The 25736-nt window shown below is 74.2% G+C and carries 21 protein-coding genes; 10 read left to right on the top strand and 11 right to left on the bottom strand.

All coding sequences use genetic code 11. The features are described 5' to 3' along the window. Positions 1 to 17 precede the first annotated feature (17 nt). Positions 18 to 674 carry a phosphatidylserine decarboxylase gene (locus tag ACFYWG_RS23635; RefSeq protein ID WP_384321775.1) on the top strand — a complete coding sequence of 219 codons (657 nt, stop codon included), beginning with the start codon at positions 18 to 20 and terminating at the stop codon, positions 672 to 674. A 58-nt stretch (positions 675 to 732) separates the two neighbouring features. Next, positions 733 to 1515 carry a CDP-diacylglycerol--serine O-phosphatidyltransferase gene (gene pssA, locus ACFYWG_RS23630; RefSeq protein ID WP_333934415.1) on the top strand — a complete coding sequence of 261 codons (783 nt, stop codon included), beginning with the start codon at positions 733 to 735 and terminating at the stop codon, positions 1513 to 1515. A gap of 547 nt (positions 1516 to 2062) precedes the next feature. Here the strand turns inward: pssA and ACFYWG_RS23625 are convergent. After that, on the bottom strand, positions 2063 to 3223 hold the full coding sequence (locus tag ACFYWG_RS23625; protein WP_385415183.1) for a glycerate kinase: 1161 nt from the start codon (positions 3221 to 3223) through the stop codon (positions 2063 to 2065). A gap of 215 nt (positions 3224 to 3438) precedes the next feature. Here ACFYWG_RS23625 and ACFYWG_RS23620 point away from each other — a divergent pair, with 215 nt between their 5' ends. From ACFYWG_RS23620 to ACFYWG_RS23610, 3 genes are all read left to right on the top strand, one after another. Beyond that, positions 3439 to 4569, top strand: coding sequence for an ADP-ribosylglycohydrolase family protein (locus ACFYWG_RS23620; protein WP_389203346.1), 1131 nt, complete (start codon positions 3439 to 3441; stop codon positions 4567 to 4569). Beyond that, positions 4553 to 5047, top strand: coding sequence for an NUDIX domain-containing protein (locus tag ACFYWG_RS23615; RefSeq protein WP_389203344.1), 495 nt, complete (start codon positions 4553 to 4555; stop codon positions 5045 to 5047). The genes ACFYWG_RS23620 and ACFYWG_RS23615 overlap by 17 nt, the downstream gene beginning before the upstream one ends. A gap of 106 nt (positions 5048 to 5153) precedes the next feature. Further along, positions 5154 to 5882, top strand: coding sequence for an NAD-dependent deacetylase (locus ACFYWG_RS23610; RefSeq protein ID WP_389203342.1), 729 nt, complete (start codon positions 5154 to 5156; stop codon positions 5880 to 5882). A gap of 8 nt (positions 5883 to 5890) precedes the next feature. Here the strand turns inward: ACFYWG_RS23610 and ACFYWG_RS23605 are convergent, their stop codons facing one another. Both ACFYWG_RS23605 and ACFYWG_RS23600 read right to left on the bottom strand, forming a co-directional pair. Then, a complete protein-coding gene (locus tag ACFYWG_RS23605; protein WP_385415166.1) occupies positions 5891 to 6373 on the bottom strand; it encodes a methylated-DNA--[protein]-cysteine S-methyltransferase in 483 nt (160 codons plus the stop codon). A 9-nt stretch (positions 6374 to 6382) separates the two neighbouring features. After that, positions 6383 to 7852: an AlkA N-terminal domain-containing protein gene (locus ACFYWG_RS23600; protein ID WP_389203532.1), complete on the bottom strand. Its 1470-nt coding sequence runs from the start codon at positions 7850 to 7852 to the stop codon at positions 6383 to 6385. A gap of 141 nt (positions 7853 to 7993) precedes the next feature. On the opposite strand from ACFYWG_RS23600, the gene ACFYWG_RS23595 reads away from it, so the two are divergent. Continuing rightward, entirely contained in the window at positions 7994 to 8356 is a 363-nt protein-coding gene (locus ACFYWG_RS23595) for an ArsR/SmtB family transcription factor (protein ID WP_383510875.1), read from the top strand. A gap of 27 nt (positions 8357 to 8383) precedes the next feature. On the opposite strand, the gene ACFYWG_RS23590 is transcribed toward ACFYWG_RS23595, so the two are convergent. Next, the gene (locus ACFYWG_RS23590) at positions 8384 to 12274 is read right to left on the bottom strand and encodes a glycoside hydrolase family 2 TIM barrel-domain containing protein (RefSeq protein WP_389203339.1); all 3891 of its coding nucleotides are present in this window, start codon (positions 12272 to 12274) and stop codon (positions 8384 to 8386) included. A 428-nt stretch (positions 12275 to 12702) separates the two neighbouring features. Here ACFYWG_RS23590 and ACFYWG_RS23585 point away from each other — a divergent pair, with 428 nt between their 5' ends. Beyond that, entirely contained in the window at positions 12703 to 14748 is a 2046-nt protein-coding gene (locus tag ACFYWG_RS23585) for a SpoIIE family protein phosphatase (protein ID WP_385415159.1), read from the top strand. A 108-nt stretch (positions 14749 to 14856) separates the two neighbouring features. On the opposite strand, the gene ACFYWG_RS23580 is transcribed toward ACFYWG_RS23585, so the two are convergent. The 3 genes from ACFYWG_RS23580 to ACFYWG_RS23570 all read right to left on the bottom strand — a co-directional run bounded on the left by ACFYWG_RS23580 (position 14857) and on the right by ACFYWG_RS23570 (position 16613). Beyond that, positions 14857 to 15276 carry a hypothetical protein gene (locus tag ACFYWG_RS23580; RefSeq protein WP_376324032.1) on the bottom strand — a complete coding sequence of 140 codons (420 nt, stop codon included), beginning with the start codon at positions 15274 to 15276 and terminating at the stop codon, positions 14857 to 14859. 33 nt (positions 15277 to 15309) lie between these two features. Further along, on the bottom strand, positions 15310 to 15780 hold the full coding sequence (locus ACFYWG_RS23575) for an SHOCT domain-containing protein (protein WP_383498520.1): 471 nt from the start codon (positions 15778 to 15780) through the stop codon (positions 15310 to 15312). Between the two features lie 119 nt (positions 15781 to 15899). After that, on the bottom strand, positions 15900 to 16613 hold the full coding sequence (locus tag ACFYWG_RS23570; protein WP_385415155.1) for an HdeD family acid-resistance protein: 714 nt from the start codon (positions 16611 to 16613) through the stop codon (positions 15900 to 15902). Between the two features lie 390 nt (positions 16614 to 17003). On the opposite strand from ACFYWG_RS23570, the gene ACFYWG_RS23565 reads away from it, so the two are divergent. The 3 genes from ACFYWG_RS23565 to ACFYWG_RS23555 all read left to right on the top strand — a co-directional run bounded on the left by ACFYWG_RS23565 (position 17004) and on the right by ACFYWG_RS23555 (position 20444). Further along, complete coding sequence (locus ACFYWG_RS23565) at positions 17004 to 17687, top strand: potassium channel family protein (RefSeq protein WP_385415152.1); 684 nt, start codon at positions 17004 to 17006, stop codon at positions 17685 to 17687. Continuing rightward, positions 17684 to 19093, top strand: a complete 1410-nt coding sequence (locus ACFYWG_RS23560) for a DUF2252 domain-containing protein (protein ID WP_389203335.1) — start codon at positions 17684 to 17686, stop codon at positions 19091 to 19093. The genes ACFYWG_RS23565 and ACFYWG_RS23560 overlap by 4 nt, the downstream gene beginning before the upstream one ends. A gap of 517 nt (positions 19094 to 19610) precedes the next feature. Then, positions 19611 to 20444: a class II glutamine amidotransferase gene (locus ACFYWG_RS23555; RefSeq protein ID WP_376324022.1), complete on the top strand. Its 834-nt coding sequence runs from the start codon at positions 19611 to 19613 to the stop codon at positions 20442 to 20444. Between the two features lie 16 nt (positions 20445 to 20460). Here ACFYWG_RS23555 and ACFYWG_RS23550 read toward each other — a convergent pair whose 3' ends face one another. The 4 genes from ACFYWG_RS23550 to ACFYWG_RS23535 all read right to left on the bottom strand — a co-directional run bounded on the left by ACFYWG_RS23550 (position 20461) and on the right by ACFYWG_RS23535 (position 25479). Beyond that, positions 20461 to 20970 carry an O-acetyl-ADP-ribose deacetylase gene (locus ACFYWG_RS23550; RefSeq protein WP_383498533.1) on the bottom strand — a complete coding sequence of 170 codons (510 nt, stop codon included), beginning with the start codon at positions 20968 to 20970 and terminating at the stop codon, positions 20461 to 20463. Next, a complete protein-coding gene (locus ACFYWG_RS23545; protein ID WP_389203332.1) occupies positions 20967 to 22385 on the bottom strand; it encodes a phytoene desaturase family protein in 1419 nt (472 codons plus the stop codon). The genes ACFYWG_RS23550 and ACFYWG_RS23545 overlap by 4 nt, the downstream gene beginning before the upstream one ends. A gap of 335 nt (positions 22386 to 22720) precedes the next feature. Continuing rightward, positions 22721 to 23566, bottom strand: a complete 846-nt coding sequence (locus ACFYWG_RS23540; protein WP_376324017.1) for an inositol monophosphatase family protein — start codon at positions 23564 to 23566, stop codon at positions 22721 to 22723. Between the two features lie 86 nt (positions 23567 to 23652). Further along, positions 23653 to 25479 carry a gamma-glutamyltransferase family protein gene (locus tag ACFYWG_RS23535; protein ID WP_389203530.1) on the bottom strand — a complete coding sequence of 609 codons (1827 nt, stop codon included), beginning with the start codon at positions 25477 to 25479 and terminating at the stop codon, positions 23653 to 23655. Positions 25480 to 25736 lie beyond the last annotated feature (257 nt).

Here is a 25736-nt window from a genome sequence, read left to right as displayed (position 1 = left end):
CGCTACGAAGGTCATCCATGCCCCACAGCCAAACCTCTGCATCTCGCGACAGCCGGGCCGGCGTACGCCTCGCGCGCGGAGCATCGCCGTGGCTCCTTCCGACCGTCGCCACCGCAGCACTCAGCCTGGCCCGCGCACGCCGCTCCGGCGCCGCGAAGGCCGTGGCCGTTCCCGCCACCGCGCTGGCGGCGGGGATGCTGTGGTTCTTCCGCGACCCCGAGCGTGAGATCACCCAGGGCCGGGTCATCTCGCCCGCCGACGGTGTGGTGCAGAGCATCATGCCGTGGAAGGACGGCCGCACCCGCGTCGCGATCTTCATGAGCCCGCTCAACGTGCACGTCAACCGCGCCCCGCTGGCCGGCACCGTGACGTCGGTCGAGCACGTGCCCGGTGGCTTCGTTCCCGCCTTCAACAAGGAGAGCGAGAACAACGAGCGCGTCGTCTGGCACTTCGACACCGAGCTCGGCGACATCGAGATGATCCAGATCGCCGGCGCCGTCGCCCGCCGCATCGTCCCCTACGTGCCCCAGGGCACCAAGGTCGAGCAGGGCGAGCGGATCGGCCTGATCCGCTTCGGCTCGCGCGTCGACCTCTATCTGCCCGAGGGCGTGGAGGTCGCGGTCGAGGTGGGACAGAAGACCGTGGCTGGGGTGACTCGCATTGACCGTGGTTGATCCTGATACCAAGGCCGGCTGGGTCCCGGGGAGCGACGAGGCCGACGAGGAAGAGGAGATGCCCCTCTCCCTGCGGCTGTCGATAGCGGACACGCTGACCCTCGGCAACGCCACGTGCGGCTTCATGGCGGTGTACTTCACCACCACCGGCATCCTGATCCCCGACCTCATGGGCAGCCAGGAGACCGGCATGGCGCGCAACAGCGCGGCCACGGCCGTCATCCTCATGCTCTGTGCGGCGGTCTTCGACCTGTTCGACGGCCTGGTGGCGCGCAAGCTGCGCTCCTCCCCCATGGGCGCCGAGCTGGACAACCTCTCGGACCTGATCAGCTTCGGCCTGGCTCCGGCGTACTTCGTCCTCGTCTACGGCATGGTCGCGGACGGCGCGTACCAGCGGGTCGCGGCAGTCGGGGCGATCGTGGTGCTGCTGGCGGTGGTGCTGCGGCTTGCCCGGTTCTCCTGCGTCACGGTCAAGGACGGCACCTTCCAGGGCATGCCGTCACCGTTCGGCGCGCTGACGGTCGTGTCGATCGTCCTGCTGGAGCTGCCCTTCGTGGCGACCCTGCTGGCGATCCTGGGGACGGCGTGGCTGATGGTGAGCCGCGTGGAGTACCCGAAGCCGCGGGGCCGGCTCGCCGTGGCGATGCTGTCGTGGATCGTGCTGGGCATGGGCCTGATGGCGGCCTGGGCGTTCGACGCGCCGAGCGGCCAGCTGCTGCTGCAGACGGGCTGCGCGCTCCAGCTGGTGATGGGCGCGGTGATCCCGCTGTTCGCGACGGCGCGGCGGGTGAACAACTTCCGCGACAACCGTCGCGAGGCGCGGGCGGCGCAGCTGCCGTAGCGAAGCACCGTGCGAAGGGCCCCGGACCGGGTGACGGTCCGGGGCCCTTCGCCTGTGCGGGTGCCGGAACACCGGCGGTCCGGGGGCCCCGCCTCCGGGCCTGTCCCCCGGCCGGTGCTCGCCCCCGGGCCAGGCGGCCTGAGTACCGGCCTGGAGCCGCCCGGGGTGGGAGCCAGCTCGGGGCGGAGCCGGCTGGACCGGCCTAGCTCCGATTGCTCGGAGCGGGACCGGCTCAGCGGGGAGTCGACTCGGTGCGGGACTCACCTCGGGTCGGGAGCCGCCTCGGGACCCGCTCGGGACGGGAACCGGCCCGGAACGGGACGGGCTCGGAGCGGGACCAGTTCAGGGCGGAGTCGGCTCGGTGCGGGAGTCGCCTCGGGACCGGCTCGGGACATCGGCCAAGGTCGGGAACCGGCCAGGGGCGGGAACCGGCCCGCAACGGGAACCAGCCAGTGGCAAGAGCGTAGGCAGGAGGGGGCTCAGGAACCGAGGCCGGCCGGGGCCGGCCCCGCTCGGGAGCGGGAACCGGCCCGGAGCACGTGGCGGCTCAGGTCAGGAAGTCGTGGGCGATCCGTCGGGCGACCCGCTCCAGGATGGGGCCCGCCTCGGCGATGCACTTCGCCACGTCCGGCTCCTCGTCCGTGAGGGGGTACGCCCTGCGGATCCCGGCCCGGCCCAGCACCTCGGGGGGCAGGGCCAGGCGGCCGCAGACCGCGACGACCTCCCGGCCGGCGGCGCGGGCCGCCGTGGCGACGCCCGCCGGGGCCTTGCCGTGCAGGGTCTGCTCGTCGAGGGAGCCCTCACCGGTGATCACCAGATCGGCGCGGTCGAGGGCCGGGGCGAAGCCCAGCACGTCGAGCATGACCTCGATGCCGGGGCGGAACCGGGCGCCCACCAGGAGGGCGCCGAAGCCGAGGCCGCCGGCCGCACCCGCGCCCGGCGACGCCGCGTGGGCGGCGGCCTGCGGCCCGGCCGTCCCCTCCAGCACCTTCGCGAAGTGCGCGAGGGCGGCGTCCAGGGCCGCCACGTCCTCCGGTGAGGCGCCCTTCTGCGGGCCGTAGACCGCGGGCGCGCCCTTCGGGCCGGTCAGCGGGTTGTCGACGTCGCCGGCGAGGACCAGCTCGACGTCGGCCAGACGCGGGTCGAGGCCCGACAGGTCCGCGGTCGCCAGCTCGGCGAGGCCGCCGCCGCCCGGGGGCACCGGCTTCCCCCCGGCGTCCAGGAACCGGGCTCCCAGCGCGGCCAGCATCCCGGCACCGCCGTCGGTGGTGGCGCTGCCGCCCACACCGAAGACGACGGTGCGGGCACCGGCGTCCAGCGCGGCGCGCAGCAGCTCGCCGGAGCCGAAGGTCGAGGCCGTCAGCGGGGCGAAGACCCCCTCCGGCAGCCGTTGCAGCCCGCTCGCCTCGGCCATCTCCACCACGGCGGTGCCGTCGCGCAGCGCGTACGCCGCCGTCACCTCGTCGCCGAGGGGGCCGGTGACCCGCACCTCCCGGCGCTCGAACCCGGCCGCGACGGCAGCGGCCACGGTCCCGTCGCCGCCGTCGGCCACGGGCAGCGCCTCGACCTCGAGGCCGGGCACGACATGGCGCAGCCCGGCCGTGACCCGCTCGGCGACCTCCACGGCCGTCAGCGACCCCTTGAACTTGTCCGCGGCGACGAGCACCCGCTGTGCCTTCCGGGTTCCGCTTCCTGCAGCGTCCGCCACTTGCACTCCCCTTGCTCTCCGGGCCTTCACGCACGTCAAGGCCAGTCGCGCCGCTGCGACCTTAACCGCAGGACCCGTCCGCCGTCAGCCCGTGCCCACCCCGTGGAACAGGGGCCCCCTCGCCTCCGGGGCGCCCGGACCCGGGCGTCCGGCCACGACGAGCCGCGCCCCGAGGACACGGCTGCCCCCGCGCCCGAAACGGGTAGACCTCCACCATGACCCCCGCACGCTCGGACACCGACCTCGGCGACCGCATCCTCGGCGGATGGACCGGCCGCATCGCGGGCAACATGCTCGGCAAGCCCGTCGAACAGGGCGAGGTGTGGTCCCGCGACCGCATCGACCGCTACCTCAGACGGGCCGCCGCCCTCCCGCTGACGGACTACCTGCCCGAGCCCGCCGGCGACGAGGCGGGCGCACTGCGGCCCGAGTGGCGCCAGTGCGTCCGCGGCCGCATCCACGGCAGCTGCCGCGACGACGACGTCGACTACGCGATCCTCGGCCTCGACCTGCTGGAGACCCACGGCTTCGGCTTCAGCACCGAGCAGGTCGGCGACCTGTGGCTGCTGCGGCTGCCCTACCTGCAGACGTTCACCGCGGAGCGGGCCGCGTACCGGAACCTGGCCAACGGGCTGAAGCCGCCGCTGACCGCCACGTACGACAACCCCTACCAGGAGTGGATCGGGGCGCTCATCCGGGCCGACGTGTACGGCTGGACGTGCCCGGGCGCCCCACGCAGGGCCGCCGCGCTGGCCCGGCGCGACGCCGTGCTGTCGCACACCGGCAACGGGGTCTACGGGGCGATGTGGGCGGCGGCCCTGATCGCGGCGGCGTTCACCGCGCCCACCGTGCGGCACGCGGTCGACGAGGCCCTGGCCGTGATCCCGGCGGGCAGCCGCCTCGCCCGCACGGTCCGGCGGGTGGTCTCGCTGCACGACACGCGGATGTCCTGGGAGGACACCCTGACGACGGTCGCCGAGGAGACCGCCGGGATGGGCTGGATCCACACGGTCCCGAACGCCGCCGTGATCACGGCGGGCCTGCTGTACGGCGACGGCGACTTCACCCGCACCATCACCCTGACCGTCCGCGGCGGCCTGGACACCGACTCCAACGGCGCGACGGCGGGCTCGGTGGCGGGGGTGCTGGGCGGCGCGGCGGCCATCCCCGCGCAGTGGACCGCGCCGCTGGAGGACACGGTGCGCAGCGCGGTGTTCGGCTTCGACGGGGTGCGGATCAGCGAACTGGCGGAGCGGACGGTACGGCTGGCGGAGGCGGAGGACCGAAGCGCCGGGCCGGGAGCGGCGCCCGGTGGCTACCCTGCCCTTCATGAGCACCTCTCCTGACTACGCCGCCTACATCGCCTCCCTGCCCCGCGTCCTGGCCGGTGCCGCCGTGCTGTTCCGGGACGGTGAGGGCAGGGTGCTGCTGGTCGAGCCCAACTACCGGGAGGGCTGGGCGCTGCCCGGCGGCACCGTGGAGTCCGACGACGGGGAGACCCCGCGGCAGGGCGCGCGACGCGAGACGCTGGAGGAGATCGGCCTGGACCGCGAGCTCGGACGGCTGCTGGCGGTGGACTGGGTGCACGGCACGGGCCGTCCGCCGCTGGTGGCGTACCTGTACGACGGCGGGGTCCTCGGCGAGGAGGACCTGAAGGCGATCCGCCTGCAGGAGGAGGAGCTGCTGTCCTGGCGCCCGGTTGCCCGCGAGGAGCTGACCGCGCACCTGCCCGGCGCCCTCGGCCGCCGCGTCCTGGCCGCCCTGGACGCCCTGACGGACGGCTCGGGCCCGGCAGAACTGGAGAACGGCCACCGGGTCGCGTGATCCCGCGGCGCCTGTCCAGGTGCCGATGAGCGGCGGCGCCCTTCCGGGGGCCGCCGTTTCGATATCCGTTCGCCGCCGCCCCGGATTCCGGCCTACCCTCGCCCGCATGGCCAAGCCCCTCGTCGCCCTGCTCACCGGTGCCGGCGTCTCCACCGACTCCGGGATTCCCGACTACCGCGGGCCCAACGGGCTGTGGCGGCGGGATCCCGAGGCCGAGAAGCTCGTGACGTACGAGTACTACATGAGCGATCCGGAGATCCGGCGGCGGTCCTGGCGGATGCGGTGGGAGACGGGGGTGCTCGGCGCGGAGCCGAACGCCGCGCACCGGGCCGTCGCGGAGCTGGAGCGGTCCGGGGTGCCGGTGCGGGTGATCACGCAGAACGTGGACGGGCTGCACCAGCTCGCCGGGATGCCCGCCCGCAAGGTGTACGAACTCCACGGTACGGCGCGGGAGTTCGTGTGCACCGCCTGCCATGTGCGGGGGCCGATGGAGGAGGCGCTCGCCCGGGTGGAGGCCGGGGAGGCCGATCCGCCGTGTGTGCGGTGCGGCGGGATCCTGAAGCCGGCCACGGTGATGTTCGGCGAGCGTCTCGACCCCGTCGTCCTCGGTGAGGCGGCCGCCGTCGCCAAGGCGTGCCAGGTCTTCGTCGCCGCCGGCACCAGCCTCCAGGTGCAGCCCGCCGCGGGACTCGCCGGTGTCGCCGCGGACCACGGCGCCCGGCTGATCGTCGTCAACGCCGAGCCCACGCCGTACGACGACCTCGCCGACGAGGTGGTCCGCGACCCCATCGGCACGGCTCTGCCGGCGCTGCTGCGCGCTCTCGCGGCCGGGTAGCGGCACGCTCAGAACAGGGCCGCTCCCCGTTCGAAGTCCAGCAGGCGCTGCTTGCGTTCGAGGCCGCCCCCGTAGCCCGTGAGGCTGCCGTTCGCGCCGATCACGCGGTGGCAGGGGACGATGATGCCGACGGGGTTGCGGCCGTTGGCGAGACCGACCGCGCGGGAGGCGGTGGGGGCGCCCAGGGCGAGGGCCAGTTGCCCGTAGGTGCGGGTCTCGCCGTAGGGGATGCGGCGCAGTTCGGCCCAGACCCTGCGCTGGAACGGGGTGCCGTTCAGACGCGTCTCGACGGTGAACTCCTGCAGTTCCCCGGCGAAGTAGGCCTTCAGCTCCTCCTCGGCCCGCGCGAAGAGGGTGTCGTCGCGGGTGCCGAAGCTCTCCTGCGGCGGGCGGTGGCGCTGGTCGGTCATGTACAGCCCGCACAGGACGCCGTCCTCGGCGACGAGGGTGAGGGCTCCGTAGGGGCTGTCGGTCACGGTGTGCTGCTTCATCGCACGTCCTTATGCGGGGAGGAAGTTGATCGGGTGGCTGTCGGTCGCCCAGAGGTACTGGACCGCGTAGGCGCGCCAGGGGCGCCAGGCCGCCGCGCGGGCGGTGAGCGCGGCGGGCGTGGACGGCAGGCCCAGTTCGCGGGCGGCGCGGCGGACACCGAGGTCGGTGGGGAGGAAGGCGTCGGGGTCGCCGAGGGCCCGCATGGCGATGACGTCGGCCGTCCAGGGGCCGAAGCCGGGCAGGGCGAGGAGCCGGTCCCGGGTCCGCGGCCGGTCGCTCTCCACGCCCAGGCCCAGGTCGCCGTCGGCCAGGGCGCGGACCAGCGTGGTGAGGGTGGTGCGGCGGGTGCGGGGCAGCGCCAGTGTCTGCGGGTCGAGCTCCGCCAGGGCCCGGGGGTCGGGGAAGAGACGGGTGAGGCCGCCCTCGGGGTCGTCGACGGGTTCGCCGTGCGCGGTGACCAGCCGGGCGGCGTGGGTGCGGGCGGCGGCGGTGGAGACCTGCTGGCCGAGCACGGCCCGGACGGCGAACTCCGCCTCGTCCACCGTCCGCGGCACGCGCCGCCCGGGTGCCTTGTCGACCAGTGGTGCGAGGACCGGGTCGGTGCGCAGCCGGTCGTCGACGGCGACGGGGTCGGCGTCCAGGTCGAGCAGCCGGCGGCAGCGGCTGATGGCGACGGTCAGGTCGCGCAGGTCGCTGAGGGCGAGGCGGCAGGCGATGTGGTCGGGGGCGGGGGTGAGGGCGGCGATCCCGTGGCCGTAGGGCAGGCGCAGGGTGCGGCGGTAGGCGCCGTCGCGCCACTCCTCCACCCCCGGCACGGCCGTGGCGGCGAGGTGGCCGAAGAGGTTGTCGGGGTTGAGGGGGGCGCGGAACGGCAGCCGGAGGGAGAGCGAGCCCGGGGTGCTCGCGCCCTGCCGTTTCGGGGTGCGGGCGCGCAGGTCGCTCGGGGAGAGGGCGAAGACCTCGCGGACGGTGTCGTTGAAGGTCCGGATGGAGGAGAAGCCGGCCGCGAAGGCGATCTGCGCCATCGGCAGCGCCGTGGTCTCGATGAGCAGCCGGGCGGTCTGCGAGCGCTGGGCGCGGGCGAGCGCGAGGGGGCCGGCGCCCAGTTCGGCGAGGAGCTGGCGTTCGACCTGCCGGGTGCTGTAGCCGAGGCGGGCGGCGAGGCCGGGTACGCCCTCGCGGTCCACGACGCCGTCGGCGATCAGCCGCATGGCCCGGGCCACGAGGTCGGCGCGCTGGTTCCACTCCGGCGAGCCGGGGCTCGTGTCGGGCCGGCAGCGCTTGCAGGCCCGGAAGCCGGCCTGCTGGCAGGCCGCCGCACTGGGGTGGAAGACCATGTTCTCCGGTTTGGGCGGCACCACCGGGCAGCTGGGACGGCAGTAGATGCCGGTGGTCAGGACGGCCGTGAAGAACCAGCCGTCGAAGCGCGCGTCCTTCGACTGCACGGCGCGCACGCAGCGCTCGGTGTCGGTGTGCATCCCCATCTGCATGCCTCCAGCATCGGCCACCGGGCGGCAGGGTGCTGGCGAGAATCCGACATGGACGTGCCGGTGCGGGCTGCCGGCCGGGACAGATGAAGATTCATTCATGTGTTCGTGCGGGACCGGTACGATGACGTCATGGGTCATGGAGCCGTCATCCCCGCGCAGGACGCCCCCGAGCGTGTACGCCTCGACGCGGACAACGTCGCGAAGGTCGCCACCACGCTCCAGGCCCTGTCCACGCCCTCGCGGCTGCTGATCCTGGCCCGGCTGCGCGAAGGGCCGCTGCCCGCCACGGAGCTGGCCGCGGAGGTCGGCATGGAGCAGTCGGCCTGTTCGCACCAGCTGCGGCTGCTGCGCAACCTGGGCCTGGTCGTGGGTGAGCGCCGGGGCCGTTCGGTGGTGTACGCGCTGCACGACCACCATGTCGCCGAGCTCCTCGACCAGGCCGTCTACCACGTCGAGCACCTGCGGCTGGGCCTCAGCGACACCGCCGGCTGAGCGGCGCCGCCGGGCCCGGCGCGGTATCTAGCCGGTGGCGGTCCGCCGGCGTGAGGCGTCCATCGCCTCGCTCAGGCGCGTCAGCGGACGCAGCCGGTAGGTGAAGCCGTGGTCCCGGTCGGGGAACAGCTTGAACTCGTCGTGGGTGTGCGCGCCCCAGCTGTCGTCGCCGCCGACGCCCATCTGGCGGTGGTTGACCCGCAGGACCACCGCGTCCCGGGGGGTCAGCTGGTAGTCGTGGCGGGCGCCCACCGAGAGGTCCTCGGGCGTGAAGTGGGAGGCGTTGACCTCCAGCAGCGGTTCACCGCACACCAGCAGCCCCCGTCCGCTCGCGTCGGTCAGCGCGGCCCAGCGGACGTCGGTCTTGTTGCCGTTCTCCTGCGGCCGCAGGTACGGCGACCACTGCCCGGAGACGGTGCCGGAGTACAGCCCCACGTCGGTGGCGTCGTTGCGGTCCCACATGTTCTCCTCCGGTCCCCGGCCGTAGTAGTGCAGCCGGTCCAGCCGGCGCGGCAGGAACAGCAGGGTGCCGACCTCGGGGATGTAGGGCAGGTCCGGCGAGCCGGGGCGCAGGATGCTGTCGACCTTGATCTCGCCGTTGCCGAAGACGGTGTACGTCGTGCCGAACGCCGACTCGGCGCCGGTGGGCAGGGTGCCGGTGACGGCGATCTCGACGGCCCGGTCGTCCAGGGCGCGCACCCGGACGCCGGTCACCTTCCGCCCGGCTCCGGCGTCGCGCCAGACCTGGTTGCGGGTGTGGTGGCCGTTGCCCCGGTCGTTGTCGGTGGGCGCCCGCCAGAAGTTCGGCACGGGCCCGGAGGTGAGGAGCCGCTCGCCGCCCGCCTCCCAGGAGGTGAGGGTGCCGGTCGGCTTGTCGACGGTGAGCGCGAAGCCCCTGCCCCGGACCGTGACGGTCTTCTCCCCGTCGGTGTGCCGCAGGGCGGGCACACCGCGCAGCGGCACCGGCCGCACGGCCGGGGTGTCCACGTCGAGGGCGAGCTGCTGCTTGGCCACCACGAACCCGGCCTTCGCCCACGGGGTGCGTTCCCTGAGGGCGAAGGAGAGCTGGAGGAAGTACTCCGTGCCCGGCCGGTGCAGCGCGGGCAGCCGCACCGGCACCGTGATGTCCTTGCTGCTCAGCGGGGCGACGTCCAGCTGCTCGCGGGTGAGCCGGCCGCGCCGCACGACCTCGCCGTCCGCGATCAGGGCCCACCGGCCGTCGAACTCCCGGAGGTCGGTGAACAGGTACTCGTTGGTGAGCGTGACGGCGCCGGGGCCGCCCGGGGCCTTGTCGACCCCGATCGCCTGGTAGATCTGCTTGACCTCGGCCGACTTGCCGGTGAGGCGGCGGTCGGCGGTGACGATGCCGTCGCCGGAGAACGCGCCGTCGTTGGGGTTGTCGCCCCAGTCGCCGCCGTACGCGTGGAAGGTCGTCTCGCGCGGGCGCTGCTCGGTGAAGGCGGCGGTGGCGGCGTCGAACCAGAAGCGCACGCCCTCGTCGTCCGGGCCCCGGGTGTCCGAGGCCAGTTCGGCGGCGGTCAGGGCGCGGGCGTGGACGCGGGCCCGGCGGATGGTGCCGCTGAACTCCCGGGTGGGGTTGTCGACGTCCGTGGCCAGCGACAGCGAGGCCGTGTTCGGGGCGGGGCGGCGGGTGGTGGTGCGGGTGGCGCGCACCCGGCCGTCGGCGTACAGCGTCAGGGTGCCGGCGTCCGCGTCGAAGACACAGGCGACGTGGTGCTCGCGGCCGGTCCAGCCGTCGGGCAGGGCCCAGCTCGCGCTGATCCACTGGCCGCCGCCGTGGATGAAGAACTCCAGTGTCCGGTCGGTCTGCTTGAGGGCGTACTGGGTGTCCCCCTTGGCGAGGATGGGCTGGTGATAGCCCGTCACGTGCGGGGTGATCCAGGCCTCCAGGGTGAGGGAGCCGGTGAGGTCGAGAGCGGGGTCGCGGGGGAAGACGGTGCCGCCGGAGATGCCCCTGCCGCGGTCGAAGGTGCCGGCCGGGGCCATGATCTCGCCGCGCAGGCGGCCCGGGCCGGACTCGGTGAGCAGCTTCCTGGCCGGGGTGGGCCAGCGCAGCGCCTGGTCGGCGAAGTCCCAGATCCAGCCGCCCTGGAGGACGTCGTGGCGGCGGACGACGTCCCAGTACTTCTTGAAGTTGCCGTTGGAGTTGCCCATGCCGTGGGAGTACTCGATCATCACGTACGGCCGGGTGTCGCTCGTGTCCAGGGCGCGCTGCTCGACGCGTTGCGGGCTGTCGTACATCTCGGAGCGGATGTCGCTGATGCCGGGGCGGTCGTCGCCCTCGTACTGGATGACGCGGGTGGGGTCGTAGGAGCGGATCCAGTCGTGCATCGCGGTGAAGGTGGTGCCGCCGCCCGCCTCGTTGCCGAGGGACCAGATGACCACCGAGGCGTGGTTCTTGTCGCGGTGCACCATGTTCTGCGCCCGCACCACGCACGCCTCGGTCCACGCGGGGTGCCCGCTGCCGGGAAACCGGTCGCGGATGCCGTGCGTCTCCAGGTTGGTCTCGCCGACGAGGTAGAGGCCGTACTCGTCGGCCAGTTCGAGCCACAGCGGGTGGTTGGGGTAGTGCGAGGTGCGGACGCTGTTGATGTTGAGGCGTTTGATGATCCGGATGTCCTCGACCATCTGCGCGCGGGTGAGCGCCGAGCCGGTCACGGGATGCATCTCGTGCCGGTTGGTGCCGCGGAAGGAGACCGGCCGGCCGTTGACGCGCATCAGGCCGTCCTTCAGCGCGAACTCGCGCAGGCCGACCCGGTGCGAGAGGGTCTCGATCACCTGGCCGGACGGGTCGCGCAGGCGCAGCACGGCGGTGTAGAGGTACGGGTGCTCGGCCGACCAGAGCTGCGGCGCGGGGACGGCCCGGGACATCCCGACGGTGGCCTCGGCGCCGTCCGGCACGTCGACGGACCCGGTCAGGGGCCGGGACCAGACGGCGTGGCCGCGGGCGTCGTACAGCTGGGTCTCGACGGTGTGGCGGCCCGCGCCGCCGCCGCCGTGGTCGCGCACGTGCGCGGTGACCTTCAGCTCGGCGCTGGTGTACCCGTCGCTCAGCGGGGTGTCGAGCTTGAAGTCGCGCAGGTGCACGTGCGGCGTGGAGTACAGGTGGACCGAGCGGAAGATGCCGCTCAGCCGGATCATGTCCTGGTCCTCCAGCCACTCCGCGTCGGAGTAGCGGTAGACCTCGACGGCGATGTGGTTGGTGCCCGGCACGAGGTGGCGGGTGATGTCGTACTCGGCGGGGGTGTAGGAGTCCTCGTGGTAGCCGGCCAGTTCGCCGTTGATCCACACGTAGTGGGCGGACTTGACGCCCTCGAAGTGCAGGAAGGTGCGCCGGCCCTGCCAGTCGGGCGGGACGGTGAAGGTGCGGCGGTACTGGCCGACGGGGTTGTACCGGGTGGGGGCGGCGGGCGGCTGGGCGTTCTCGCCGCCGCCGTTGGGGCCCCACCAGGGGTAGGTGATGTTGACGTAGACGGGGAAGTCGTAGCCGTGCAGCTGCCAGGCGGAGGGCACGGGGATGGTGTCCCAGCCGGAGTCGTCGACGTCGGTGCCGTGGAAGTCCGGGTCGCGGTCGTCGGGGCGGTCCGCGTAGGCGAACTTCCAGGTGCCGTCGAGGCTCAGCCGGTACGGCGAGCGGTCGCGGTCGCCCTCCAGGGCCTGGACGAGGCCGGCGTACGGCGTGAGCGTGGTGTGCGGCGGCTCGGTGCCGAGCCGGTAGGTGGCGAGGGAGTCGTTCCACTCCGGGGGGCCGTCCGCGGCGCGGGCGCGGCCCGCCGGGGACGCCGCGGCCGGCGAGGCGGACAGGGCGAGCGCGCCGAGCACGGCGGCGCCCCCTTCGAGCAGACGGCGCCGGCTGACGACGGGCCGGTCGGCGAGGGACGGGAGCGGGTGCGGCATGACCGTGGCCTTCCTCGGTTCGACAGAGTGCTGCACGGACTGAGGGCACGTCAGCGGCGGACCCAACTCCCCCCGCACGCGGGGTGTTTCCGTCGGGGCGCGGGCAACTGACGGTGACGGAGCAACTGCTGAGCAGGCACACCCTAGGACCCGAACAGAAACGAAGCAATGACCCCGTCGGACTCTGTGCGGTCCTGGTGATTCCCTTCCGCAGACGGTGGCCCACCGGGTCCGCGTGCGGGTGCCGGGCGGGCCGCTCCGGGCGTCCGGCCTGCGGGCACGCCGCCCGGGACCCCTCGCGCGGTGGCCGGCAATTTGTCATTTCGGCGCGACAGTGTCACCGCCGCGAACGTAATGTGACCTCATCGGACAGCCTGCGCAACGGATCTTTGGCCGGACCTTTTGCCGCGCCGGAAGGAGCGGCTCGGATGAACGGGTATGCGCCCTCGGACCGCGGCGCCGTGACGGCCGCGCCGGGCGGGCTGCTGGACCTGCTGAAGGTCGCGGCCGTGGTGCTGGACGGCGACGGCTACATCGCGCTGTGGAGCCCCGAGATCGAGCAGCTGCTCGGCTGGAGTGCGGCCGAGGCCCTGCGGCAGCGCGCCGACACGCTCCTGGTCGCTCCGGCCGACCGGGCCCGCGGCAGGAAGCTGTTCGCCCAGGTCAGCTCGGGTGACCGCTGGGCCGGTGTGTTCCCGCTGCTGCACCGCGACGGAACGGAACGCGCCGTCGAGTTCCGGACGATGCGGCTCCTCGACAGCGAGGGCCGGCCCCACCTGCTGGGACTGGCCACCGACGCCACGACCGTGCGGCGGGTCGAGCGGGACCTCGCCCTCTCGCACAGCCTCGTCAACCAGACGCCCCTCGGCATCGCCGTCTTCGACAACGACCTGCGCTGGGTCGGCGTCAATCCCGCCCTGGAACGGATCAACGGCCTGCCCGAGGACGCCGTGCTGGGCCGCCGGATCCGCGAGGTGCTGCCCGGCCTGGACGTGGAGGCCATCGAGGGCCGGATGCGGCACGTCCTGGAGACCGGCCGGCCCCTGCTCGACCAGCAGACCGTCGGCCGTACGGCGGCGGACGCCGAGGACCGGGCCTACTCGGAGTCGTACCACCGCATCGAGGACATCGACGGCCGGGTGCTGGGTCTGGCGATGGCCGTGCTGGACGTGACCGAGCGCCAGCAGGCCGCCGCCGAGGTGGCCCAGGCCCGCCAGCACCTGTCGGTGATCGCCGACGCGGGCGTGAAGATCGGCACCACGCTCGACCTGCAGCAGACCGCCCGGGAGCTGGCCGGGGTGGTCGTGCCGCACCTGGCGGACCTCGCGGCCGTCGACGTCCTGGAGTCGGTCGTGGCCCACGGCACCATCACGCCCGTGTCGGGCGGCGCTCCCGCCGAGTTCCGGGCGCTGGCCGTGGCGGCCGGCTACCCGACCGACGCCCTGCACGCCGCCGACCCCGTGGGCGAGCTGGCCACCTACGGCGCCTCCCGGGTCATCACGCAGTGCGTGCGCAGCGCCCGGCCGGTCCTGGTGGAGCACGTGGACGACAGGATGCTGCGCCGCCTCGCCCGCGACACCGCGGCGGCCCGGGCATTGCGCGAGGCCGGCGCCCACACCTACCTGGCGCTGCCGCTCGTGGCCCGGGGCAAGGTGCTCGGCACGCTGTCGCTGTACCGCACGGTCAACGAACGCCCCTTCGACGAGCGCGACCAGGTGCTCGCCTCCGAACTCGCCGCCCGCGCCGCCATCTGCATCGACAACGCCCGCCTGTACGGCAGGGAGCGCGGCACCGCCCTGACCCTGCAGCGCAGCCTGCTGCCGAGCACGCCCGCGCAGCGGGAGGGCCTCGACATCGCCGCCCGCTACCGCCCCGCCCTCAGCGAGGTCGGCGGCGACTGGTACGACGTGCTGCCGCTGGGCCCGGGGCGCACCGGGCTGGTCGTCGGCGACGTCATGGGCAAGGGCGTGCAGGCCGCCGCGATCATGGGGCAGCTGAGCACGGCGACCCGGGCGCTGGCCCGCCTGGACCTGCCGCCGGCCGAGCTGCTGCGGCACCTCGACGACATCGCCGCCTCCCTCGGCGACGCGATCGCCACATGCGTGTACGCCGTGTGCGACCTGGAGCGCGGTGTGTGCGAGCTGTCCAGCGCCGGGCACCTGCCGCCGGTGCTGGCCGGTGCGGACGGCCGTGCGCACCTCCTCGACGTGCCCGGGGGTGTGCCGCTCGGGGTGGGCGGCGTCGACTTCGGCACGCTGGAGGCGGAGCTGGCGCCGGGCGCGCTGCTCGCCCTCTACACCGACGGGCTGGTGGAGAACCGCTGGGAGCCGATCGACACCGGCCTGGGCACCCTGACGCGTCTGCTGAGCGGCACCGGCCCCAGCCTTCAGCGCACCAGCGACGGCCTGCTCGGCGCGCTCAGCCCCGAGCCGGACGACGACGTGGCGCTGCTGCTGGTCCGCAGGCGCGCCTGACGGATGAGCAGCCCGCCGGTGTGCGGGCGCGGCGCGGGCAGGCGCGGGCGCACGGTGACGCGCGGGCCGTCACGGCCCGCGCGTCGCGCCCGGTTCACCGCCCGGCCGTCAGAAGTCGCTCTTCTTCGTGGTGCACAGGGCCCAGATGATGAACGCCGAGATCGCGATCATCACCACGGACCACACCGGGTAGGACGGCAGGGAGAGGAAGTTGGCGATGATGAACAGCGCGCCTATGCCGACGCCCGCGACGCGTGCCCAGGTGGACGCCTGGAACAGCCCGAAGCTGATCAGCACGGCGACCGCGCCCAGGATCAGATGGATCCAGCCCCAGCCGGTCAGATCGAACGCGAACACGTAGTTGGGGGTCGACAGGAACACCTCGTCCTCGGCGATCGCCGCGATGCCGCGCATGATGGCGAGGATTCCTCCGACCATCAGCATCACGGCTGCGAAGATCGTCAGACCGGCGGCGGCCGTGCCTCGCCTCGCCCCGGAGGACGCGCGCGTGGGGTGTGTGGCGGTCATCCTGACTCCTTGCTTTGCCTGGGTCCGGCGCGCTCAGCGGCCGGAGGGGTGGGTGGCGGAGGCCGTGGCCCCCGACGGTCCGGAGCCGCTCAGCACCAGCTCCTTGGCCCGGTCGAACTCCTCGTCGGTGATGTCGCCGCGAGCGCGGATCTCGGACAGCCGGGCGAGCTCGTCGACGCTGCTGCGCCGCTCCCCCTCGCCCCTGGCGGTCTCCCTGATGTACGTGTCCAGGGCCTGCTGCTGCGCGCGTGCCCGGGCGTTCTCGCGACGGCCCATGTCCTTGCCGCGGGCGACGACGTAGACGAACACGCCCAGGAACGGCAGGACGATGCAGAACACCAGCCAGCCGGCCTTGGCCCAGCCGCTCAGGTCGTCGTCCCGGAAGATGTCGAACACGACCCGGAAGAGCAGCACGAACCACATGATCCACAGGAAGACCCACAGGATCGTCCAGAAGGCGCTGAGCAGCGGATAGTCGTAGGCCAGGTAGGTCTGTGCGTCCATGTCGCTCCTCCGTCCCGGGAGCCCGCCTCGCAGCGGCTCCCCTGCCGTTCCAGCGTCGGCGCGAGGCGGCGCGGACCGCCTCACCCGGGGAGGGTGATCGTGCGGCCGGTGCCGCGGCCTCAGCCGCCCGTGCCCGGGCCGCCCGGCACGGCCGCCGCCGCCCTGCGCAGCGCCGCCCGCCAGGCCAGGGCGAGCCCCGCCTCGGCGAGGCCGAGCAGCACCAGCCACAGACCGAGCAGCCTGGTCAGCGCCCGGGCCGACTCCGCGGGCAGCGCCAGCACGACCACGCCCGCGACCACGGCCAGCACGGCGGCGCCCAGGAGGAACCCGCGGTGGGGCAGGTCCCGCGCGGCGAGGGCGGTGTACAGCGTGAGCATCCCGGACACCAGCCACATCAGCCCGACGATCAGGGAGAGCGCGGTGATGGTCTGCAGCGGGTTGCGCAGGCACAGCACACCGGCCAGGACGTACAGCACGGCCAGCAGCAGGCCGGCCGCGCGGTGGCCCTGCTCCTGCCGGGCGAAGATCTCCACGAACCGGAACACCCCGCTCGCCAGCAGGTACAGCCCGATCAGGACCGCCACGACGTGCAGCGTCGCCTCGGGCCAGACCAGGAGCAGCACACCGGGTACGAGCGTGGCGGCGGCGGAGGCGAGGATCCAGGTCCAGGAGCGTCCGAGCGCCGCCAGCAGGTCGGCGGGGTCGGCCGGGCGGTCGGGCCCGGGGGCGTGGCCGGCGGGTTCTCCGGCGCTCCGTTCGCGGCGGACTTCGCCGGCACGCGGCTCGGGGGCCGCCGGCGAGCCCGGTGCCGGGCCTGGTGACGACATGGTCATGGCTCCTCCTCGGCGGGCCGGACACGGACCGTCGGCGGACGGCAGGCCCTGTGACCAACGTCGCGCGGGGCGGCCCGGCACCGGGTCACCCGCGGCGGGTGATCCCCGGCCGCGACGATCGCGGTGAGCTGGAAGCGGCACCGGGGCGGTGGTGCGCGGGGCACGAGCCGCCCCGGGCCCGGTGGCGGCTCAGTACCGGCAGGCACCGGAACGGGCGGCCGGGGACTCCGGGCGCGGCCACGGCCGGTGACGGTCCGGGCCGTAGCCGGCAGCAGAACCTCAGGCCGCCGCACGACACGGGGCCGCACCGCACGACACCGCACGACACGGGGGCCGCACCGCACGACACCCCAGGGCACGGCACGGCACGACACGACCGGAAGGGACGAAATGGCAGATCCGGCGGTTCACCGGTCCGGGACCGGTACGGGACACGAGACGGGCAGCGGCACCCGCACGGGACACGGGACCGGAGGCGGAGCCGGGGCGACCCGGACGCCGCCGGACGAGGAGACCCGGCGGCCTCCGGGGCTGCAGCGGCGCGCATCGGCCGCGGCCCTGACGCGGACCGCGCTCATCGCCGTCGGGCTCGTCACCGTGTACTACGTGCTGCCGCTGGACGGGCGCACCTCCTCCGGCACCTCCGCCCTGCTCGCCTGCGGGCTGCTGCTGGTCTCGGTGGTGTTCTGGTGGGAGGTGCGGGCCATCCTGGACTCGCCCTACCCCCGGCTGAAGGCCATCGAGGCCCTGGGCACCACGCTGGCACTGTTCCTGCTGCTGTTCGCGGGTGCCTACTTCCTGCTGGAGCACTCGACGCCGGGCTCGTTCAGCGAGCCGCTGACCAAGACGGACTCCCTGTACTTCACCCTCACCACCTTCACCACCGTCGGCTACGGCGACATCGTCGCCCGCTCCCAGACCGGGCGGGTCCTGACGATGCTGCAGATGGCGGGCGGGCTGCTGCTGGTGGGCGTGGCGGCGAAGATCCTGGCCGGTGCCGTGCAGGCGGCGCTGCGCCGGCAGGGCCGGGAGCCGTCGGACGACTTCCCCCGCGACCGGAGGGCAGAACCGTGACCGTACCGAGCCCGTCCGTCCCCTTCGCGACACCGGCCGAGCGGGCCGCCGAGGGGCGCGCCGCTCGGCGCCGCTGTCCTCGGTCCTCGCACGGCCGGTTCGAGGACGGGCCCGGGCGCTTCGACCCGGTCGAGGTGGTGGAGCGCCAGTCGGCCACGCGCGTACCGGAGCTGGTGCCGATCCGCTACGGCCGCATGCTGGAGTCCCCGTTCCGCTTCTACCGGGGCGCCGCGGCCGTCATGGCGGCCGACCTGGGCGCGGCCCCGGACACGGGACTGCGCGTGCAGCTGTGCGGGGACGCCCACCTGCTGAACTTCCGCCTGCTGGCCTCGCCGGAACGGCATCTGGTCTTCGACATCAACGACTTCGACGAGACGCTCGCCGGACCCTTCGAGTGGGACGTGAAACGGCTCGCGGCGAGTTTCGCCATCGTCGGGCGGGCCAACGGCTTCCGGACGAAGGAGCAGGACGGCGCGGTGGCGGCGTGCGTGGCCGCCTACCGGACGCGGATGCGGCAGTTCGCCGGCATGCGCACCCTGGACATCTGGTACGCGCAGGACGACACCGACCACGTGCGGGAGCTGATGGCCGCGTCGATGACCCGGCGGGCCCGGCGCCGCACCGCCGAGGCGACGGCGAAGGCCCGCACCCGCACCCACCTGCAGGCTTTCGCGAAACTGACCGCCGCCACCCCCGACGGGCGGGTCATCGCGCCCGACCCTCCCCTGATCACCCCGTTGCGAGACCTGGTCGACGGTTCCTCGCCGCGCGAGCAGGAGGAGGAGCTGCGCTCGGTGCTGGAGGGCTACGTGCGCACCCTGTCGTCGGAGCGCCGGCACCTGCTGCGCCGCTACCGGATGGTCGACATCGCGCGGAAGGTGGTGGGCGTCGGCAGTGTCGGCACCCGCTGCTGGATCGTCCTGCTGCTGGGCCGGGACGACGACGATCCGCTGCTGCTGCAGGCCAAGGAGGCGCAGGAGTCGGTGCTCGCCGCCCACACCGCCGGCGCCCGCTGGGACAACGAGGGCCGTCGGGTGGTGACCGGGCAGCGGCTGATCCAGACGACCAGCGACATCCTGCTCGGCTGGACGCACGCGGTGGGTCTGGACGGCAACGGGCGGGACTTCTACGTACGCCAGCTGCGCGACTGGAAGGGCATCGCGCGCCCGGAGACCATGGACCCGGCGCTGCTGCGGCTGTTCGCGCGGCTGTGCGGGGCGAGCCTGGCCCGGGCCCACGCCCGCTCGGGCGACCCGGTCGCCATCGCGGCGTACCTCGGCGGCGGCGACCGATTCGACCGCGCCCTCACCGCGTTCGCCCAGTCCTACGCCGACCGCAACGAGCGGGACTTCGAGGCGCTCGGCGCCGCCGCCCGCTCCGGCCGCATCCGCACGGCCGTCCTCTGAACACCGACCGGACGCGTCGGCGTCCGCGCGACCGCCCGGTCCTGCGCCCGGGGACGCTCACGGCGGTGCGGGGGCGGACGGTGCCGCGTCCGGTCCCCGCGGCCGGGGACGGTGACGGCGGCGGGGGGAACGGCGCCGGGTCCGGCCGGGGCGGCGGCCAGGGCGGCAGCCGGGGCGGCGGTCCCGAGACGGCCGTCGGTTGGATCCAGCAGCCGGCCTCGGCCGTTCCCGCAGTGGGCCTCGGCCGTTCCCGCAGTCGGCCTCGGCCGGTTCCCGCAGTGGGCCGACGCGCAGCAGGGGCCCGGCCTGCCGGAAGGGGCGGCCCAGCCACGCGCGCCTCAAGGGCCCCGATCCGCCGTACAACCACCCGATAACCACCCGCCGCGGGCGATGCGGCCGTGCCGGGGCCGGGGTTGGCTGGAGGGCACGCGCTCTCGACCCGGCGCGCCGAAGTCGTATCCACAGCCGAGGAGCCGGACCCGGCCCGCCCGGGCGGCTCGGAACGGGGGTACCCCGCATGTGCCGCTGGCTCGCCTACTCCGGCACTCCCGTGCTGCTCGACGACGTCCTGTACAAGCCGGAGCACTCGCTGATCGACCAGAGCCTGCACGCCCGGATGGGCGTGGAGACCACCAACGGCGACGGGTTCGGCGTCGGCTGGTACGCCTCGCACCTGAGCACGCCCGCCGTCATCCGCGACACGGGACCGGCCTGGAGCAACCGCAACCTGCGGGAGATCTCCGACCACGTCCGCTCGTCGCTGTTCTTCGCCCATGTCCGCGCCTCCACGGGCACGGCGGTGCAGCAGACCAACTGCCACCCCTTCCGCCACGAACGCTGGATGTGGATGCACAACGGGGCGATCACCGGCTTCTCGGAACTGCGCCGGGACCTCATGATGAGCGTCGACGCGGACCTGTTCCCGTCGCTGGAGGGCACGACGGACTCCGAGGTGATGTTCCACCTGGCCCTCACCCTCGGGCTCGACCGCGATCCGCCGGGCGCGGTGGCCCGGATGACGGGGCTCGTCGAGCGGCTCGCCCGGGAGCACGGCGTGCCGGAGCCGCTGCAGATGACCATCGCGGTCACCGACGGGGAGTGCATCTGGTTCTTCCGCTACTCCAGCGGCGGCAACTCCCGATCGCTCTACTACAGCAGCCGGGTGGAGGACATCCGGGCCCTGCATCCCGATCTGGCGTTCCTGCGCCACATCTCCGACGAGACGCGGCTGGTCGTCTCGGAGCCGCTGGGCGACCTCCCGGGCGTCTGGAACGCCGTGCCGGAGAGCAGTTACGGCGTCGTCCAGCCCGGACGGGACATGCTGGGGCACTTCGAGCCGGAGCCCGTGTGAGCCGTCCGGGCGGGCGTCAGCCCAGTCGCGCGGCGAACACCGCGTGGGCCCGCTCGTCGAACAGCACGAACTCGACCTGCTCGACGGCCGTGTCCGCGGCCCGGACCGTCTCGACGGCGATGCGCGCACCGTCGTCCATGGGCCAGCCGTAGACCCCGGTGGAGATGGCCGGGAAGGCCACGCTGCGGGCGCCGAGTCCGTCGGCGACGCGGAGGGACTCGCGGTAGCAGGAGGCGAGCAGGGCGGACCGGTCCTCGGAGGCGGAGAAGACGGGTCCGACGGTGTGGATGACCCAGCGGGCGTCGAGGTCGCCGGCGGTCGTGGCGACGGCCTGCCCGGTGGCCAGGCCCCGGCCGTACTGCGAGGCGCGCAGCCTGCGGCACTCCTCCAGGATGGCGGGGCCCCCGCGGCGGTGGATCGCGCCGTCGACCCCTCCCCCGCCGAGCAGCGAGGAGTTGGCCGCGTTGACGACGGCGTCGACGCGGCGGCGGGTGATGTCTCCCTGGACCAGGACGATGTCGGTCATGTCTGCCTCAGTCGCTTCCAGACGGCCTTCGCCGCGTTGTGCCCCGACATGCCGTGCACACCGGGCCCCGGCGGAGTCGCCGACGAGCAGAGGAACACGGCCGGATGGGGGGTGTGGTACGGGAAGGCGGTGAGCTTCGGGCGCAGCAGCAGTTGCAGGCCCGAGGCCGCGCCGGTGGCGATGTCCCCGCCGACGTAGTTGGCGTTGCGGGCGGCGAGTTCGGGCGGTCCGGCGGTGGCGCGGGCCAGTACGCGGTCGCGGAACCCCGGGGCGAAGCGCTCCAGTTGGCGTTCGATCGCGTCGGTGAGGTCCCCGGTCCAGCCGTGCGGGACGTGGCCGTACACCCAGAAGACGTGCTTGCCCTCGGGGGCCCGGGTCGGGTCGGCGACGCTCGGCTGGACGGTGATCAGGAACGGTGCGTCCGGGGCCCGGCCCTGCCGGGCCGCAGCGCGCAGGGCCGTGCCGATCTCGGCGCTGCTCGCGCCGACCTGCACGGTGCCGGCGGCCCGGGCCTCCTTCGCGGTCCACGGCACCGGGCCGTCGAGCGCGTAGTCGATCTTGAAGACGCCCGGTCCGTAGCGGTAGCCGGCGTAGTGGTCGCCGAATCCGGCGATGCGGGCCAGGGCCGTCGGCGAGGTGTCGAAGACGTACGCACGGGCCGGAGGCAGGTCGTCGAGCCGCTTGACCTCGTAATCGGTGTGGACGCTGCCGCCGAGTTCCCTGAGGTGGCCGGTGAGGGCGTCGGAGATCGCCTGGGAGCCGCCGCGGGCGACCGGCCAGCCGCGTGCGTGCGCGGCCAGGGCGAAGACCAGGCCGACGGCGCTCGTGGCGAACCCCCCCAGGGGGGCCATGACATGGGCGACGAGGCCGGCGAACAGCGCCCGGGCCGGTTCGTCGCGGAAGCGCCGCATCAGCAGGGTCGACGGGGGCAGTCCGGTGAGGCCGAAGCGGGCGAGTGTGACCGGGTCGCGGGGCAGCGAGGTCAGCGGCAGGGACATGAAGTCGCGAACGAGGGTGTCCCATTTGGGCAGGAACGGCTCGACGAGCCTGCGGTACGCCCCGGCGTCGCGCGGCCCGAAGGAGGCGGCCGTCTCCCCCACCGACCGGGCCAGGACGGCTGCCGTGCCGTCCGGGAAGGGGTGCGCCATGGGCAGGTCGGCGTGCAGCCACTCCAGGCCGTGCCGCTCCAGCGGCAGCGCGCGGAACGCCGGGGAGTTGACACCGAGGGGATGTGCGGCGGCGCACGGGTCGTGCCGGAAGCCCGGCAGGGTGAGTTCCTCGGTGCGGGAGCCGCCGCCGACGGTGGAGCGGGCCTCGAAGACGGCGACGGAGAAGCCGCGGCGGGCCAGTTCGACGGCCGCGGTCAGTCCGTTCGGACCCGCACCCACCACGACGGCATCGAGCATCGACGGCACCTTCGGACCCCTTCGTCAGCCGACGGCCACTGAGGATCAGGATAGGCCCGGGGGCGGAAGGTCACCGGCGGCGGGGGATCTTCCGGCGGAAAGGCGGCCCGGGACGGCCGGAACCGACGGGGGCGCACGCGGCGTGCACCGGGCCGTACGGCCTGCGACGACTCCGGGCCCCCTCCCCGCCGGCCGGCCGGAGGGCGGGTGCGTCAGGCGGCTCGGGCGGTTCCGGGTCCCTCGCGCGACACGCCCGCCGGCCCGTCGGCCCGCCGGTCAGCGGGGCGGCGGGCCGGAAGAGGCGGCAGGAGGCGGTGGCCGGTGCGCGATCGCGGGCTCCCCGCTCACACCCCGCCGGAGAGCAGCTCGACCACCCGGCGGGCCGTGGTGGCGTCCCGGGCGGCGGTGAAGGGCAGGGTGTTGCCTCCCGTGATGCGGAACGGCTCTCCGTCGCGGGTCAGGTGGACGCCGCCCGCCTCCTCCACGAGCAGCAGACCCGCCGCGTGGTCCCAGGCGGCCTCCCAGCTGAACGCCACGGCGTCGAGTTCGCCGCGGGCGACGGCGAGGTACTCCAGGCCGGCCGAGCCGCACGGGCGCGGCGCCACCCCGTCGGTGCGCAGGCCGAGCAGGGCACGCTTCTGCTCGTCCGTCGTGTAGTCGGGGTGGGAGGTGGCCACGCCGAGGTCCCGGCCGGGCTCCGGGGCCCCGGCGAACAGGCGCTCGCCGTCCAGCCGGGCCCCCCGGCCGCGGACGGCGGTGGCGAGCAGGTCCCGGGCGGGCGCATAGGTCCAGGAGGCGAGCACGGTGCCGCCGAGCGCCAGCGCGACCAGTGTGCAGAAGCCGGTGTCGCCGTGCACGAACTGCCGTGTCCCGTCGACCGGGTCGACGATCCAGACCGGGGCGTCGCCGCGGATCGCCTCGTACGACGCGGGGTTGGCGTGGACCGCCTCCTCGCCGACCACGGCCGAGCCGGGCAGCAGGGCGACGAGCGCGTCGGTCAGGTACAGCTCGGCCTTGCGGTCGGCGTCGGTGACCAGGTCGTGCGGGCCGTTCTTCTGGTCGACCTCGTGCGCGGCGAGGCGGCGCCAGCGCGGCATGATCTCGTCGGCGGCCGCCTTGCGTACGGCCTCTTCCACGTCGGACGCGTGCTGTACGAGAAACTCTTCGATGGTTTCGGTGCTGTCGATCACTCCCCCATCACAACACGCGGCACTGACAATCCCCACCCGCCGGGTGCACCCCGGGTGGAATCGCGACGAACAGCGCGTGCCGCCGGTCAGCGGCCGACGGCGTAGCCCTGCATGCCGCGCGGGTTGGCCGCGGCGGACAGCACGCCGGTCTCCGGGTCGCGTGCGACCGCGCACAGCCGGCCCTCGGACCAGGGGCCGCCGACGGTCACCTCGTGGCCGCGGCGACTCAGTTCCGCGACGACGGCCGGGTCGGTCCGGGACTCCACGGTGACGCTGCCCGGGCGCATGCCCCGCGGGAAGAACGAGCCGGGAAAACTGTCGTTGTGCCAGTTCGGGGCGTCGATGGCGCCCTGGAGGTCGAGGCCTCCGCGCACCGGGGCGCGCAGGGCGACCGCGAGGAAGAAGTGCAGCTGCCACTGGTCCTGCTGGTCCCCGCCGGGCGTGCCGAACGCCATGACGGGCACGCCGTCGCGCAGGGCGAGGGAGGGCGTCAGCGTGGTGCGGGGGCGGCGGCCGGGGGTGAGGGAGTTGGGCAGGTCCTCCTCCAGCCAGGTCATCTGCAGGCGGGTGCCGAGCGGGAAGCCCAGTTCCGGTACGACGGGGTTGGACTGCAGCCAGCCGCCGCTGGGCGTGGCCGAGACCATGTTGCCCCAGCGGTCGACGACGTCGAGGTGGCAGGTGTCGCCCCGGGTGGTGCCGTCCGCGAGGACCTCCGGCTCGCCCGGCACCGGGGACGCCGGGCCCTTGGCGACGGTCGGTTCGCCGACGCCGAGGGCGTCGAACCCCTCCTGCGCGGCGGCGGCCACGCGCGCGTGGGCGCACAGACGCGGGGTGCGGCCGCCGGGGCTGCCGGGCCGCAGGTCGTGGTCGGCCCGCTCGCCGGCCAGGGCGCGGCGGGCCGCGTTGTACTCCTGCGACAGCAGGTCGCCGAGCGGGACGTCGGCCGCGTCGCCGTACCAGGCCTCGCGGTCGGCCATGGCCAGCTTGCAGTTCTCGATCAGCAGGTGGACGTAGTCGGCCGAGCCGTAGGGCGGCAGTGCGGGCGGGAGCAGGGCGAGTTGCTGGAGCAGGACCGGGCCCTGGCTCCAGGGGCCGGGCTTGCACACGGTCCAGCCGTTCCAGTCGTACGTCACCGGGTTCTCGTAGGTCGCGGACCAGCCGGCGAGGTCGGCGGCGGTGAGGGTGCCGGTGTGGCGGGTGCCGCTGGTGTCCGCCGTGGGGCGGGCGGCCTGCCGGGCCAGGGCGTCGGCGACGAAGCCCGTGCGCCACACCTCCCGTGCGGCCTCGATGCGCGCCTCGCGGTCGCCGGCCCCGGCGGTCTCGGCGAGGAGCCGCCTCCAGGTGCCGGCGAGGACGGGGTTGCGGAACAGCTCGCCGGGGCGCGGGGCCTTCCCGCCCGGCAGGTAGATCTCGGCCGAGGAGGTCCACTCCGTCTCGAACAGCTCGCGGACCGTCTCGACGGTCTCGCCGACACGCTCCACGGGCGCGTGGCCGTGCTCGGCGTAGCCGATGGCGTACTTCAGCACGTCGTCGAGCGGTTTGGTGCCGTGGTCGCGCAGCAGCAGCATCCAGGCGTCGAAGGCGCCCGGCACGGCGGCGGCCAGGGGCCCGGTGCCCGGGACGAGGTCCAGCCCGAGTCCCCGGTAGTGGGCGACGGTGGCCCCGGCCGGGGCGACACCCTGCCCGCACAGCACGCGCACCTCACCGCCGGCCGGGGCGAGCAGGATCGGCACCTCGCCGGCCGGCCCGTTGAGGTGCGGCTCCACGACGTGCAGGACGAACGCGCCGGCCACCGCCGCGTCGTAAGCGTTGCCGCCGTCCTCCAGCACGGCCATGGCCGACTGCGAGGCGAGCCAGTGGGTGGAGGCCACCATGCCGAAGGTGCCCTGGAGGGTGGGGCGGGACGTGAACATAGGGCTGCGCTGCCTCTCGTCGTCGTGGGCCACCGCTCCCCCTGCCCCACTCGCGTCGCGGCGCAAACCTCGCGCGGCGCCACGGCGGGGTGTGCACGGCGGGGTGTGCACGGCGGGACGCGCGGTACCTCACGGGTCCTCACATCGCGGCCAACCGCCGCCAACCGCTACCAGGCGCAGCAAGTCCGGATTTGCCCGCAACGCGGGTGAAGGTGCCGTTTCCGGGCTGCGCAGCGCGACCGGTCCGGTGCGAACGG

Source organism: Streptomyces sp. NPDC003456, from assembly GCF_042878735.1.
Taxonomy (GTDB): Bacteria; Actinomycetota; Actinomycetes; order Streptomycetales; family Streptomycetaceae; genus Streptomyces.
The sequence above is the reverse complement of the archived record's forward strand: the minus strand, read 5'-3'. Positions and strand labels throughout refer to the sequence as shown.